Annotated in this window: 25 protein-coding genes; 21 read left to right on the plus strand and 4 right to left on the minus strand. The window is 28.0% G+C overall.

What is annotated here, in order from left to right; genetic code table 11:
- Nucleotides 1-31 precede the first annotated feature (31 nt).
- Genes VC03_RS02705 through VC03_RS06550 form a run of 3 tightly spaced genes read right to left on the minus strand, consistent with a single transcriptional unit; the run spans nucleotide 32 to nucleotide 2,033 of the window.
- Complete coding sequence (locus VC03_RS02705; RefSeq protein WP_046328556.1) at nucleotides 32-1,141, minus strand: type I restriction endonuclease; 1,110 nt, start codon at nucleotides 1,139-1,141, stop codon at nucleotides 32-34.
- A 34-nt stretch (nucleotides 1,142-1,175) separates the two neighbouring features.
- On the minus strand, nucleotides 1,176-1,613 hold the full coding sequence (locus VC03_RS02710) for an ImmA/IrrE family metallo-endopeptidase (protein ID WP_158500354.1): 438 nt from the start codon (nucleotides 1,611-1,613) through the stop codon (nucleotides 1,176-1,178).
- Between the two features lie 12 nt (nucleotides 1,614-1,625).
- Nucleotides 1,626-2,033 carry a helix-turn-helix domain-containing protein gene (locus VC03_RS06550; protein WP_052727666.1) on the minus strand — a complete coding sequence of 136 codons (408 nt, stop codon included), beginning with the start codon at nucleotides 2,031-2,033 and terminating at the stop codon, nucleotides 1,626-1,628.
- Between the two features lie 647 nt (nucleotides 2,034-2,680).
- Between VC03_RS06550 and VC03_RS02720 the strand changes: the two genes are divergently transcribed.
- Entirely contained in the window at nucleotides 2,681-2,872 is a 192-nt protein-coding gene (locus tag VC03_RS02720; RefSeq protein ID WP_206778313.1) for a hypothetical protein, read from the plus strand.
- On the opposite strand, the gene VC03_RS02725 is transcribed toward VC03_RS02720, so the two are convergent.
- Entirely contained in the window at nucleotides 2,861-3,277 is a 417-nt protein-coding gene (locus tag VC03_RS02725) for a YjcQ family protein (RefSeq protein WP_046328559.1), read from the minus strand. The genes VC03_RS02720 and VC03_RS02725 overlap by 12 nt on opposite strands.
- Before the next feature lie 63 nt (nucleotides 3,278-3,340).
- Between VC03_RS02725 and VC03_RS02730 the strand changes: the two genes are divergently transcribed.
- The 20 genes from VC03_RS02730 to VC03_RS02830 all read left to right on the plus strand — a co-directional run bounded on the left by VC03_RS02730 (nucleotide 3,341) and on the right by VC03_RS02830 (nucleotide 13,276).
- The gene (locus VC03_RS02730) at nucleotides 3,341-3,559 is read left to right on the plus strand and encodes a DUF739 family protein (RefSeq protein ID WP_046328560.1); all 219 of its coding nucleotides are present in this window, start codon (nucleotides 3,341-3,343) and stop codon (nucleotides 3,557-3,559) included.
- A 320-nt stretch (nucleotides 3,560-3,879) separates the two neighbouring features.
- Nucleotides 3,880-4,641: a phage antirepressor KilAC domain-containing protein gene (locus tag VC03_RS02740; RefSeq protein ID WP_046328562.1), complete on the plus strand. Its 762-nt coding sequence runs from the start codon at nucleotides 3,880-3,882 to the stop codon at nucleotides 4,639-4,641.
- Nucleotides 4,635-4,880 carry a hypothetical protein gene (locus tag VC03_RS02745; RefSeq protein ID WP_046328563.1) on the plus strand — a complete coding sequence of 82 codons (246 nt, stop codon included), beginning with the start codon at nucleotides 4,635-4,637 and terminating at the stop codon, nucleotides 4,878-4,880. The genes VC03_RS02740 and VC03_RS02745 overlap by 7 nt, the downstream gene beginning before the upstream one ends.
- Nucleotides 4,881-4,895: 15 nt before the next feature.
- The gene (locus tag VC03_RS02750) at nucleotides 4,896-5,348 is read left to right on the plus strand and encodes a BRO-N domain-containing protein (protein WP_052727667.1); all 453 of its coding nucleotides are present in this window, start codon (nucleotides 4,896-4,898) and stop codon (nucleotides 5,346-5,348) included.
- Nucleotides 5,349-5,388: 40 nt separating this feature from the next.
- Complete coding sequence (locus tag VC03_RS02755) at nucleotides 5,389-5,607, plus strand: hypothetical protein (protein ID WP_046328564.1); 219 nt, start codon at nucleotides 5,389-5,391, stop codon at nucleotides 5,605-5,607.
- Between the two features lie 12 nt (nucleotides 5,608-5,619).
- Entirely contained in the window at nucleotides 5,620-6,636 is a 1,017-nt protein-coding gene (locus tag VC03_RS02760) for a YqaJ viral recombinase family nuclease (RefSeq protein ID WP_046328565.1), read from the plus strand.
- Nucleotides 6,637-6,639: 3 nt separating this feature from the next.
- The gene (gene recT / locus VC03_RS02765; protein ID WP_046328566.1) at nucleotides 6,640-7,500 is read left to right on the plus strand and encodes a recombination protein RecT; all 861 of its coding nucleotides are present in this window, start codon (nucleotides 6,640-6,642) and stop codon (nucleotides 7,498-7,500) included.
- Nucleotides 7,472-7,870 (plus strand): single-stranded DNA-binding protein, encoded by a 399-nt coding sequence (locus VC03_RS02770; RefSeq protein ID WP_237223984.1) that lies wholly within the window; start codon nucleotides 7,472-7,474, stop codon nucleotides 7,868-7,870. The genes recT and VC03_RS02770 overlap by 29 nt, the downstream gene beginning before the upstream one ends.
- Before the next feature lie 25 nt (nucleotides 7,871-7,895).
- A complete protein-coding gene (locus tag VC03_RS02775; protein ID WP_046328568.1) occupies nucleotides 7,896-8,204 on the plus strand; it encodes a helix-turn-helix domain-containing protein in 309 nt (102 codons plus the stop codon).
- 263 nt (nucleotides 8,205-8,467) lie between these two features.
- The gene (locus VC03_RS02780; RefSeq protein ID WP_046328569.1) at nucleotides 8,468-9,127 is read left to right on the plus strand and encodes a hypothetical protein; all 660 of its coding nucleotides are present in this window, start codon (nucleotides 8,468-8,470) and stop codon (nucleotides 9,125-9,127) included.
- Nucleotides 9,117-9,509, plus strand: coding sequence for a hypothetical protein (locus VC03_RS02785; RefSeq protein WP_237223986.1), 393 nt, complete (start codon nucleotides 9,117-9,119; stop codon nucleotides 9,507-9,509). Before VC03_RS02780 ends, VC03_RS02785 begins: the two co-directional genes overlap by 11 nt.
- Before the next feature lie 138 nt (nucleotides 9,510-9,647).
- Entirely contained in the window at nucleotides 9,648-9,869 is a 222-nt protein-coding gene (locus VC03_RS02790; protein WP_046328570.1) for a hypothetical protein, read from the plus strand.
- A gap of 16 nt (nucleotides 9,870-9,885) precedes the next feature.
- Nucleotides 9,886-10,161, plus strand: coding sequence for a hypothetical protein (locus tag VC03_RS02795; protein ID WP_046328571.1), 276 nt, complete (start codon nucleotides 9,886-9,888; stop codon nucleotides 10,159-10,161).
- Nucleotides 10,158-10,409 carry a hypothetical protein gene (locus VC03_RS02800; RefSeq protein WP_046328572.1) on the plus strand — a complete coding sequence of 84 codons (252 nt, stop codon included), beginning with the start codon at nucleotides 10,158-10,160 and terminating at the stop codon, nucleotides 10,407-10,409. The genes VC03_RS02795 and VC03_RS02800 overlap by 4 nt, the downstream gene beginning before the upstream one ends.
- Nucleotides 10,399-10,650 carry a hypothetical protein gene (locus tag VC03_RS02805; protein WP_046328573.1) on the plus strand — a complete coding sequence of 84 codons (252 nt, stop codon included), beginning with the start codon at nucleotides 10,399-10,401 and terminating at the stop codon, nucleotides 10,648-10,650. Before VC03_RS02800 ends, VC03_RS02805 begins: the two co-directional genes overlap by 11 nt.
- Nucleotides 10,651-10,663: 13 nt before the next feature.
- Entirely contained in the window at nucleotides 10,664-11,095 is a 432-nt protein-coding gene (gene dut / locus VC03_RS02810; protein ID WP_046328574.1) for a dUTP diphosphatase, read from the plus strand.
- A complete protein-coding gene (locus VC03_RS02815) occupies nucleotides 11,076-11,282 on the plus strand; it encodes a hypothetical protein (RefSeq protein ID WP_046328575.1) in 207 nt (68 codons plus the stop codon). The genes dut and VC03_RS02815 overlap by 20 nt, the downstream gene beginning before the upstream one ends.
- 172 nt (nucleotides 11,283-11,454) lie before the next feature.
- The gene (locus VC03_RS02820) at nucleotides 11,455-12,066 is read left to right on the plus strand and encodes a hypothetical protein (protein ID WP_046328576.1); all 612 of its coding nucleotides are present in this window, start codon (nucleotides 11,455-11,457) and stop codon (nucleotides 12,064-12,066) included.
- 17 nt (nucleotides 12,067-12,083) lie between these two features.
- Nucleotides 12,084-12,593 (plus strand): sigma-70 RNA polymerase sigma factor region 4 domain-containing protein, encoded by a 510-nt coding sequence (locus tag VC03_RS02825; RefSeq protein WP_046328577.1) that lies wholly within the window; start codon nucleotides 12,084-12,086, stop codon nucleotides 12,591-12,593.
- A 263-nt stretch (nucleotides 12,594-12,856) separates the two neighbouring features.
- Complete coding sequence (locus tag VC03_RS02830; RefSeq protein ID WP_052727668.1) at nucleotides 12,857-13,276, plus strand: terminase small subunit; 420 nt, start codon at nucleotides 12,857-12,859, stop codon at nucleotides 13,274-13,276.
- The last annotated feature ends 3 nt before the right edge of the window (nucleotides 13,277-13,279 follow it).

Consider the following 13,279-nt stretch of genomic DNA (forward strand, 5'->3'; position numbering starts at 1 on the left):
CCTATACTTATATATATAGGAGCAATTTTTATTACTTATTTTCTTTTGTTAACTCTTCAACTATCTTAATTAGTTTATCTTCATAACTGTATATATCTTCAAGTGAATTTAATTGTATTTTTTCTTCGTATTTTTTCTTTTTTTCTTCACTTTCCAAAGGAAAACTAATATACATCTTAGAACCATCTAAGTATAATCTACATATCCACTTAGTTACTCTATTGTTAAGCAATACACCAAAGTATGAAACAGTATCTTTATATGTTATCTCATCTGAATTTATGTATTTTCTAAGTATTGACTTGATGATATAAAAAGCTTCTAATTCTTCACTTGTAGTTATAATTTGCTTTTTATTTGAGTTTGCCACTTCATCATTGCTTGGTGTTTCATTGCTAGTTGCACTATTTTCGTTGTCTGTTGGTAAGTTAGAGTTTTGCAATGCACTTTCAAATTTCTTTCTTGCAAAATCGTTTATAAATGTTTTAAAAGTTTTCTTGAAGATTGCTTTCATGCTCTCTACTTTTAATTGTGTCATTTTTTGGTCACATATCTCTCTGCCCATTAATTTTATAAAGTTATCATCTGGTGACTCTAGTTGACGATTAAGGAAGCTTATCATACTATTTGAATATTTTAGGTTTTCTGCACTATCAAGTATTGAATCTGTGTTATATGATGTTTTAGTGAACTTTTTAAGTTCTGCTATTTTGTCATCTGTTAGGTCGTTTAAATCTATTATTAAGAACGGTTTGTTATCCATAATATTTTTTTCATCTAAATCTGTAAAGAATTTATATATTATACCATTAGTAAGTATACCTATCTTAGCATTTGTAACATTGAAGTATCTTTTAAGTTGAACATCATGATTTTCTAATGTGTCATTTTTAGCTTTAGCTTCAATTAATATTTCAATGTTCCCATCAATCTTAAGTGCATAGTCAACCTTTTCACCTTTTTTAGCTCCTATATCAGCTACATACTCTGCTACTACATCATCAGGATTAAATACATTATAGCCTAATATGTTCAAAAATGGGGCTATAAAGTACATTTTAGTTTGTTCTTCGATGTAGTCTTCTTCACTAATCTTTTTCAAATTTTGAATGTGGGCGAACAATAATTCTTTAAATTCCATATTTTTTTCTCTCCTTATTATATATATATTTCTTTTACATTGTTTTAGCTAAATCACAAAACCTAAAATTACAATGAATGTAATTAATAGCTTTCTGAACATCATCATTGTTGTCACAGTCCCTATATTCATACCCTAAAAAATATGTGGCAAATAGATTAGCTTGTGTTTCAAGTTTATCTGTCTTAAGCCCTAAGTTACTAAATGTTCGCATGTTCTCATCATGTAGCAATATATGTGCTAACTCATGAGCAATTACAAAGTCTTTATTGTTTTCGTTCACTACAGACGGATTTAAGAAGATATAAAAGGTATCATACATCTTAAAATTGTAAGCATATACACTCTTATTTTCTTTCATATCTTCTATATACTCAATCTTAATATTATGTTCTCCATTATTGATTAATGCATTGATATTACTATTATATTCATTTTTAAGTCTTAGTGTGTATTCAATTAATTCTGACATCTGCATATTATATCACTTCTTATTCTTCTTGTGGTATTCTTCTCTTGCTTGCAAGAATGCTTTAGTTATAGCGAGTTTTAATGCTTTTTCATCGTTTTCGCTTAAACCACCATTCTTCATGAACATTATATTATTCATATCAAGAAGAGATTTTAATTCTTTTTGTTCTTCTGAATTAAGAAAGCTAGTGTCAATAAAATAAGGGTCATTGTTGATTTTAGGCTTATTATCTTCTAGCAAGTCTGATATGTTAACACCTAAGGCTTGGGCGATAGTTTTTAATTTATCAAAAGGAATGTCGTTGTTTCCTTTTTCAATCTCAGTTATAGTGCTTCCGCTACGATAGCCCACTTTTTTTGCAAGTTCTACTTGTGTCATTCCTAAAGATTTTCTAAATTTCTTTATTTTTTCGCCTAACATAATATCACTCCATTCGTTCTTATACTAGATTTTACTATATTTTTAAAAGAAAATCAAAAAAAATAAAAAGAAATATAAAAAAACTCATTGACAATGAGTTTTAAATATGGTATCCTTATATCAGAAAGGGGGGAGAGATGAAAAAACAAAATAAAAAAGAGATGTCTGAATATGAAAGACAATCTCTTATACAACAAAAAAAATCAAATTATATTCAAATAATAGCACTAATTATTCATATGCTACTAGTGATATTACAGATTATAATTGCTAACTATAGAGCTTAAAGCTCTGTAGTTAGATACATTATATATAATTTTAAATGAAAAGTAAAGGAGTGAATAAAATGAAAATATTGATTATATTAGTTGTTATAGTTTTAATTTTAAGTATATGGTGTATATATAAACTTTTAAAAATAAATAAAAATATAGATGAATTATTGAAAAAGTAATAAATAGAAAGGAAGCTATGAAAAGTTTAATGTTTAATTAATACATCAAATATTTAAAAATGGTAAGAAGTAAAGGGGTGTAAAATGCTAATAAAATCTATATTAATTATATCACATACAATTCAAATTATATTAGCAATATATGGAATAGTATTAATACATCAAATGTTTAAAAATATTAAAAAGTAAAGGAGTGAAATTGTTGGAAGAAGATATTAATTATAATGAACAATATATAATTGAAAACCATGAAAATATACAGAAAACAATAAACGAAACAATGAGGATACTAATTAAAAATAAAGTAGACTTAAACTTTAAGCGTTATTATTTAAGCCTACTAGAGCAAACAATTAATGATTATGAAACTTGGTTAGTTAAATAGTTTCATAAATTCAACTGTTTCTTTTAAATTTTTACAAAATCTTTTAATTGTTGTATTACTTTCATAAAATAGCATACCATCTAATGTTAGACGAGCATATTGATAAAACCTATATTTTTCAAAATATGTTTGATTTAATGCTTTTGAAACTATTATACCTTCAATATAATTAGCTTCAATAAGATTATGCAAATATAGACCTAGTTCATGCTCAGTTATGTTTAAAGATTTTAAATCAAAATTAATAGGTTGTTTATTTTTGTAACCATTATCTATGATTTTTAAAATTTTGTAAATATTCGTGGCATGTCTATCAAAATAAATTTTACTCCATGAATAAAAAATATTAGCAAGTAATACAAAAATAAATGGAGCACAAATATTTAAAAGTATAAATTGCAACATACTATATTACACCTCCTAACTTGTAAAGTTAGTAAATTATATCATAAAAAGAAAGGAGAAAGAATGAAGTACAAATACCAAAACCTTAAAGACACTATAAAAGAAAAGGGCTATATGCTTGAATATATAGCAAGAGAATTAGGTATATCGCCTATAACATTAAATTCAAAGATAAAAGGAACTTGCCCTTTTAAACTGCCAGAAATGTATAAGATTATAGACACATTAGATTTAAAAAAAGAAGATATTTTAAATATTTTTTTTGAAATTAAATCTCACTAAAAATGAGGAAAGGGAAACTAAATGGAATTAAATATATTTGAAGTTATAGGTTTAATTATAGTAATTCTAATATTATTTATGTTTTTACTGCATGTAGTAGGTTATTTAAGTGAATTAATATGTAATGCTATAGAAAGAGCATTTAATATATTTCTGGATACTAAATGCTTTTATATGACTTTCGTTTTATTGTTATTAGCGTTTTGTATATTAATTTTAGTAACATGTGCATTTATAACCGATACTTACACCATTACTTTATAACTATCTTTTTTTAATTTAATTGTACCATAAAAAAAGGAAAATAAAGGAGAAGAAAAATGAAAGAAATAATCGAAAAAAGAAACAAAGACGCAATAACAAGCTTAGAACTTGTAGAACAAATTAACTTATTTAGAAGTAAAGATGGAAGTAAAGCAGTATTAAGACATGATACTTTATTAGACATTATAAGAGATGAGTTTTCAGAAGAAATCTCACTCCAAAAAATTCTGGAGTCAAAATATAAGAATGAGAGAGGTAGAGAATATCCAATGTTCATTCTAACATTCAGTCAAGCAAAACAAGTGCTAGTAAGAGAAAGTAAAGCAGTTAGAAAAGCAGTTATTAAATATTTAGAAGAACTAGAAAAACAATTAGAAATAAAAACATATAGCTTGCCACAAAACTACGCAGAAGCATTAAGAGAATTGCTGACACAAGTTGAAAGCAACCAAAAATTAATTAACAAAATAGAAGAGGATAAACCAAAAGTAATATTTGCCGAAGCGTTGGAAGTATCAAAAACAAGCATTTTAATTGGGGAATTAGCAAAAATAATGAAACAAAACGGTATAAATACAGGTGGAAAAAGGTTATTTGAATGGTTAAGAGAACATTCTTATCTTGGGACTAGAGGAGAAAACTATAATATGCCTACACAAAAATCAATGGATTTAGAACTCATGGAAATCAAAAAGTCTACATCTGTAAATCCAGATGGGAGCATTAGAACAAACACAACACCTAAAATTACAGGCAAAGGTCAAACATATTTTATAAATAAATTTTTAGATAAAAATAAAGGAGAATTAAAATGCTAAGCACAAGAAAAGAAATAAAATATAAGGTTGTAGATGGCAAGAAATACCTAGAAGATGAATTTATAAATATTAACTTCATTATGGAAGATTTAGATTGTAGTACAGGTAAAGCATACGAGATTATAAAGAAAGCAAACAAACTATTTTTAGAAGAGAATAAAATTAGATTTATTATGAGAGGTAGAACAACCTTAAGATATTATTATAAGTTAAATGGATTAAGTGGACAATTTATTTAAAAAAAGGAGAAAATTATGAAAATGGGTAAAATTATGGAAACATTTAAATTTGAAAATAAAGAAGTAAGAATAAAAATACTAGATAATGAGATTTGGTTTGTTGCTGCAGATATTACAGACATTCTCGGATATGATTTTCCTAGTAAAGCTATCAGAAATCATGTAGATGATGAGGATAAAATATTAGACCAAAAAATTGATTTGATAAATGAAAGTGGATTATACAATTTAATTTTCGCAAGTAAGTTAGTGATAGCTATGAAATTCAAAAAATGGATAATATCAGAAGTTCTATCAAAATTTAGGAATTACGGGAATGAGGAAACATACAAACAAACCCAAATAGATGGTTTAATTTCTGAGTATTACGCTCACTATGTGGAATATTTAAAAAAAGACATAGATGAAAAAAATAAATTAATTAATGAAAGTTATGAAATTATAAAAGGAATTAAAAATACATATTAACAAACCTAGTTAAAATTTATGTTTTATGGAGGAGAAAATTATGAAAAAAAATAAATGTATAGACATAGATAAATTAATTATTAGAATACTAAGTTTAGCTTTATTTGTAGCAATAGTAATTTATATGAAGAATGACCCAGAAACTATACCAGCAAACGCTAAAGATTACATAACAGATAGAGGATTTATAGGCTTTGTGGGAATGTCAATATTACTATTAATTAACATAACTAAAAGACATCTATATATAGAATTGTAAGAGGTGAAAAGAATGATAATAGCATTAGACAAAGAAGAGTTGAAAGAAATATTACCAAATAAAGAAGTTGAAACATTGGACTTTGTTAGCCAAGAAGATTGGCACAAGCTAAGAAGTAAGGGCATTGGTGGTTCGGATATAGGGGCTATTCTAGGAGTTAACAAGTATAGAAGCTTAGTTGATGTATACCTAGACAAAATAGAAGGCAAAAAAGTTGAAGACAATAACGCTATGTTTTGGGGTAGAGTACTAGAACCTATTATAAGAGCAGAGTTTCAAAAAAAACATAGTGAAGAGTATCAAACATATTTAGTACCTTATTCTCTTAAATATGGAGTGCTAAGGGCTAATGTTGACGGATTAATATATAACAATCAAACACAAAAATGGGGTGTGTTAGAAATTAAAACGGCTAATCAGTTCACTACTAAAGAATGGGGTGACGGAGTTGTACCTCAAAGTTATTATGCACAGGTTATGCACTATTTAACAGTTACAGGCTTAGACTATGCGATTATAGTTGTATTAATAGGTAGAAGTGATTATAGGGAATTTTATATCGAAAGAAACGAAGATGAAGTGAAAGCTATAAAAGAAGTTGCCGAGGATTTCTGGGATACCTATATAATACCTCAAAAAATACCTGCACCAGATGGTTCAGATAGCTATTCAGAATATCAAAAAGAACTATTAGCTAAGTATGAAACATTTAGCAATAGAGTTGAATTAGACGATGATATGAATAAATTATTAGACGAATCAGAAGAGAAAAAGCAACAAATAAAAGAGCTTGAAAAAGAAGTAAAAGAAACAGAACAAAAGATAATGAATATAATTATCGACAACCAAGCAGACCTTGCAGAGAGTGAAAGATACAAAGTTAAGCTTGTAACTCAAAACAGAACAAAGGTTGACCCAAAGTTCAAAACAGAGCAAAAAGAATTAATAAACAAATATAAAGAAATTGAAGAAAAATATAGAATAAAATACAAAACTAATTTCTTAAAAATTTCAATGATAGGAGAATAAAAAATGGAAAAAGCCAAAAATAGCTTATTAGCTAAAAAAGAAAACACAGTAGCAACTGCTAAAAAGCCTAGAACAGTTGTAGACCTAGTACAATCAATGCAAAAACAATTTGAGATTGCATTGCCTAAACACATAAATTCAGAAAGATTTGTCAGAATTGCTATAACATCAATCAGACAAAATCCAAAATTGGCTAAATGTAGCCAAGAAAGTTTGTTAGGTGCATTGATGACCTCAGCACAATTAGGTCTTGAACCTGGAATACTAGGTCAAGCATATTTAATACCTTATGGGAACAATGTACAGTTTCAAATTGGGTATAAGGGTATGATTGAACTTCTAAGACGAAGTGGACAATTAAGCGACATATATGCGTGTGAAATTCGTAAAAATGATGACTTTCAAATTACTTTAGGACTTCACAGAGATATTAAACACAACATTAACTTTAATGAAGACAGAGGAGAGGTAGTAGGTTATTATGCAGTAGCAGTATTAAAAGATGGTGCAAATTCTTTTGAATTTATGACTAAAAAGCAAGTAGAAGAGCATAGAAAAAAATTCAGTAAGGCAGGTAATAACTCACCTTGGGAAACTGATTTTGACGAAATGGCTAAAAAAACAGTTATCAAGAAGTTACTAAAGTATCTTCCTGTGTCTGTAGAATGGCTAGAGAACGTTTCTAAAGATGAAAAGGTATTAACAGTAGCCACACCATCACAAAATTCAAATATGGACGATTTAGAGCCTGTAGAATTAATTTCAGAAGAAACCACAGAAGATAATTCAGATAATATTCAAACTGTAGATTGGTCAACAGGAGAAGTAATTGAAGATGGAAAAGAGGTGGAAAAGAGTGAATAATGTAACTTTAATGGGTAGATTAACAAGAGACCCAGAACTAAAAAGAACAAGTAAAGATAATTCTTATTGTAACTTCACACTAGCAGTTAACAGACCTAAGGTTAAGGATAATCCACAAGAAGCAGACTTCATACCATGTGTTGCATGGAACAAAACAGCAGAGATTATTGAATCATGGTTACAAAAAGGCGACAGGTTAATAGTAATGGGTAGGCTTAATGTGACAAAGAATGATGATAAATACTACACGAACGTAATCGTAGAAAAAATTAATTTTATTGACACTATAAGAACAAGCAAAGAGAAGAAATCAGAAACATGGACAGAACCAATAGAAGATGATGGGCTTGATGAAGGCTTTCCATTTTAACTAACTTGAAAGGAGTTGACTTTAGGTGCTTGATAATAATAAGCAAGAACCCTTTTACCAAGTGCCTAAAGCATTTGGGAACTTGTTAGAAGAAGGCAAAATGTCTTTAATAGATATTTGGATTTATACCATTATGTACGATACATACAAAATAACAACTTTAAGAGATAAACAAGGGAATAAGTACATAAAAATTAGCTATGAAACTTTAATGAAAAAATTAAATATTAATAGCAAAAAAACTATAAGTAGGAGCATTAAAAATTTGGTGAATTTAGGATTTATTAAAGTCGAAATTAATAAAGGTAAATCCACAAAATATTTTATAAAGTAGTTCCTTTAGGGAACAACCGCTAGTTCCTTTAGGGAACAGGTAGTAGTTCCTTTAGGGAACTATAATAAGAATATAATTAATAATAATATATTTAATAAGAACTAAGACTAAACACATATATATTTTTAAAGGGAGAGAGTAAGTCTATATATAAGTGTACTTAGTATAGAATATATATATTATATAAGTGCTTAATTATACTTAGAGAATATATTATATAGGGATTTTCCCTCCCCCCTTAAAAACACAAAAAGGAGACAAAATTGTTAGAAAGAAAAGACTATGAAGAGTGTATAAAATTCTTAGAAATCAATTTCAATAAAAAATACACAACCCAACAAAAAGATATGATGTACCTAGTGTTTAGTAAGCTAGATAAAAAAACATTTACAAATTGCATAATTAAGACATTAGAAACACATATATTTAATACACTACCTAATGTAGCAGATATATACCAACACACACAAACAACAGAAAGTACTAAAAATTTAATATCACTTAAAGTTCAAAACTACATACAAAAAATGGCAACTAAGAGTTCATACAATGTAGCTTGTGATATGCCCATAGTTCATGCAGTCATTGAAGAACTAGGAGGACTTGAGTATTTAGGGTGCACCACCTTAGAAAACTTAGATATCATCTTAAATACCAAAGTTGAAAAATTAGTTAAAGCCTTAGCTGATAGTAAGCTATACAACTTAAAGCTGATACTAGGCAAAGGTGAAACAGATGAATTATATATCTATGGAGACAAGGAGAAAACTAAAAATTGGATAAGTAGCTATTTAGCTAAGAACACAGATTTAATCGAAAGTCAAAAGCAAGTAATTAAATTGCTAAATAAAAACAACATGCTAGAAGATAGAGTGCTTCAACTAGAGAACACTATCAAACTTTTAGGAGGTGGTGAAAATTAAAATTAGTGAAGATTATATATATATCAGGGGTAATGTACCGAGTAGCAAAAATTCAAAACAATGGACTGGGAAAACACTTATAATGAGTGAAACAGTACGAAAATATAACAAAAACTATGGCTATCAATATGATGACCCAGAGAATATAAAAAAATTTAAAAAGATGATAGAACATGAAATAAAGCCTTTAAAAATTGGATTTTACTTCATCAGAGATAGCCGTAGAAAGTTCGATTATGTGAATATAGCACAATATCCATTGGATATGATGGTTAAGAATGGTTGGATTGATGATGATAATGCAGAAGAAGTGATTCCGATTTTTCTAGGATATAAAGTTGATAAATTGAAAAGTGGAATGATAATCAAAATATGCAAATAGCTAAAATTCAAAAATTCAAACGATAAGGTGCTTTAAATTGAAAATAGGTATAATGTATAGGCTAGTATGCTAAAAATTAAATGTAGGTATCAAAAAATGAATTTGGTGTGATTTTGGATAAAAATAGAAAGGCAGAAAATGACAGTTAGAGATTGTGAAGGACGAAAATTTGAATTTGAAGAAAAAAATGTTGAAAGTATAGAACCATATTTTCAACGAAACGATAAAAAAGTAAGATTTTTAAAAATAAACTTTTGCAAAAGAATTAATGGAAAAACAAATGTAACTTTAATAGATTACCACAATGAAAATTTAGACGATATTGTTTCGAATTTATTAAAAGAAATGAATTGTTTATAAGAAAAGGAGAAAAAATATGACATATGAGAATTTTAAATATGAAATTAGAAAACTAGGATTATATTTTTGGATTTCAGATGAGATAATCAAAGTTGGAATTGTTAAAAACACGAATACAGATGTGTGCAATGATGAACTTGAAGAATTATGCAGTATTTGTACAAAAGAAAGATTTAGTTTTTATCAAAATCATAGATTTTATAAATTAGATAAAGTTTTACAAGAAGAGTTGTTTGATTTAGTTAATGAATTAGCTAAGACACCTTTAGACCAAAGAGGTGAACTAGAATGACATATGAAAAATTTAAAAAAGAAATAAAGAAGTTAGGGTTAAAATGTACATACGGAAAATATTCAGTTCAGGTATATTTAACAGAAGATGAAGTTCAAGCTATTGTTGATAAAGATAAACGATTTGTTGCTACTATATATTTAACTTCATCTTTAATAAGTGATGATGTCAAAGATAAATTATCAGATTTATGTTTTAAATTAGCTAGAACACCAATTAATGAAAGGGGTAAATGGAGTGACGTATAAAGAATTTGGAGAAGAAATTAAAGGAATGAAATTAAGGTATAGAGTTTTTGGTGGTGTGATTGAAGTGCTTTTAAAAACAAACGATACATTAGTAGCCATTGTTTCTATAAAGTACCAATATGAGGGTAGTACATTTTTTGTTTCAACACTTAATGAAACCAAAAGAAATAAATTAGCACATGTGTGTTGGGAATTGATAAAAACATCATTAGATGAAAGAGGAATAGTAACTTTAGATTAAAGGAGAAGAAGAAATGAAAATAAAAAAATTACATGAAAAAGCAGTAGTGCCACACTATGCGACAGAAGGTAGTGCAGGTTTAGATTTAACAGTTATAAGTGACAATGACACTATAGTTATACCATATCAAAGCACTATGCTATGCAGAACTGGACTAGCATTTGAAATACCTAAAGGATATGTAGGACTTGTATATATTAGAAGTTCAATAGGCTCTAAGCTTGATTTAGTGCTATCTAATCAAGTAGGAGTTATTGATAGTGATTATAGAGGGGAAGTAATGTTACCACTTAGAAACTTAGGTAGAAGTGCAAGAGTTATCGAAACTGGTACAAGGATTGCCCAAATGGTAATAACACCTATTAATCAAGTAAATATTGAAGTTGCATATGAACTATCAGAAACAAAAAGAGGAGTTGGTGGCTTTGGAAGTACAGGAAAATAAACATAAAACAAATGGTGAACAATTATATGACAGTGAAAAGTATGCAGAATGGCTACTCAATTATATATGGGAAGAGGGGAAGTATAACCTAGATAAGCTAAGCGACAGTGATTATCATAAGCTAGAAGACTTTTTAGCGGATAACATATATAAATTATTAGACACCTTAGAAAGAGTTGATGATTGATGTTTTATAAGTTAGGAGAAACAATATATGTTAATAAAGTGTTCTATATCCATTGTTCCCATTGTGATAACTACATAGATATGTGTGATAAAGGTATATGGCACAATGCAGACTATATGTGCAATTTCTGTCTTAAATATTTTACCATTAAGCTAGGAATTGAGGTATTAAAATGCGAAAAGTGAAGCCACAACAAAATAAAATAAAAGAAAAAATAATTGTCAAAAAAGTTAATGAAAATAAGCCCACATATATATTAGCTAAATGCTTACTAGAATTACCATTAGCCATCAAGAGAGCATTTAATGTGAGTAGCAAGGAAATATATGATTATGTAAAAGATAATAAGAAAATACCATACAAAAGTGAAGTTTTAAAGGAAGAATGGTATGCAGGCTTAGAAGTTTGTATGAATAGATGGCTTAAACTCACAGAGAGATTAAAAATAAAACGAGGAATGTTAGAAATTGCTAATAGTAGCTATGTAACAGATGAATTTGTGAAATGTGTTAGTGTCAATGTAGCTTACGTTCAAGAACACTTTATAAAAGAACGATTGACAAAGATTGATGATGACCCATTAGCCCACGCAGTTACATTAATAGCGTTAATATCAACGATTCAACAAATACTAGAATATAAAAATTTAGAAATGGAGAAAAAAGACTTAAAATATATGAGATGGCTGACAAGCACTTATACTGATATGTTATGTGGTGTACTACATGACATAGATAGCTATCACGGATTCTATTTAACCACACAAATCAAAAAAAGCAGTTAAATACAGGAGGAATAAACTTGACTGAAAAGGACAAAAAAGAATTCGTAAAGCTTATAAATGAAGAGTTTACAAGATTGGAATATGAAAAGAGAATGAAAAACAATGCACTTACTTTTGAGGATATTGAAGATACAATATCACTATTACCAAAGCTAAAAACAATGTTAAAAAACAATGAGTTGCAATTAGAAGCAGTTAAATTAGGATTAAATCAAAGTAGTTTAAGTGGAGATATGGAAAGAGTACAAACTTCAATTAATTTAGAAACACCCTTAGAAAAACAAGAAAACATAATAGAGAAGTTAAATCTTAGAATCACAAAACAAAAAATATTGATTGAAAGGATTGAAAATGCTTTATCTATTGTGTCTAATGATGAATACTACAGTATAATTGAGATGAAGTATTGGAAGAAGTACACAAATAAAAAGATATCTGAAGAATTGCATATAAGTGTCGATACACTTAAAAGACAAAAGAACAGAATGATTAAAGAGATAAACATTGTTTTTAACAAGAGTTTTTAAAAGGCTGGAATAAATTTCCAGTTTTTTTTATACTTTTATACTGATTTTGCACTCTTTTTGCACTATTTACACTCTTTTTTTTCTTATTAATATAAGCTATAATAGTATCGTGGTAATCAATAGTTCGTGTGATGGACGGACAGTACTTATTTTAACTTTTTTTAATTTAAAATTTTATATCATTTTTTAACGTTGTTTTTACTCCCTTAGCCCTCATTCTAGGGGAGTTTTTATTTTACATTTTTTTGAAAGGTGGTGATAAAATGCTGAAACTTACTAAAAAACAAAAACTTTTTTGTGAGTATTATAAATCTACTCATAATGCTACTGATAGTGCGATTAAGTCAGGATATAGCAAAAAGACAGCATATGCTATAGGCTGTAATTTATTAAAGAAAATTGAAATACAAGAATATCTCAATAGCATTACTGAAAACAGTGATAATACAAGAATAATGAACATGGAACAAATACAAGAGTTTTGGGCAAGTGTAGTTAATGACAAAAAAGCTAAGTTAACGGATAGACTAAAGGCAAGTGAATACATAGCTAAGAGTAGTGGTGCTTTTATCACTAAAACAGAAATTAGTGGAAAAGTAAAAACGGAGTCAGAGAACAAAGTAAGTTTGCTATCTACCGAGGACTTAAAAACATTAGTTGATGGTATCAAGGATAGTGAATAGCTT

It is taken from the genome of Sneathia vaginalis, assembly GCF_000973085.1.
Taxonomy (GTDB): domain Bacteria; phylum Fusobacteriota; class Fusobacteriia; order Fusobacteriales; family Leptotrichiaceae; genus Sneathia; species Sneathia vaginalis.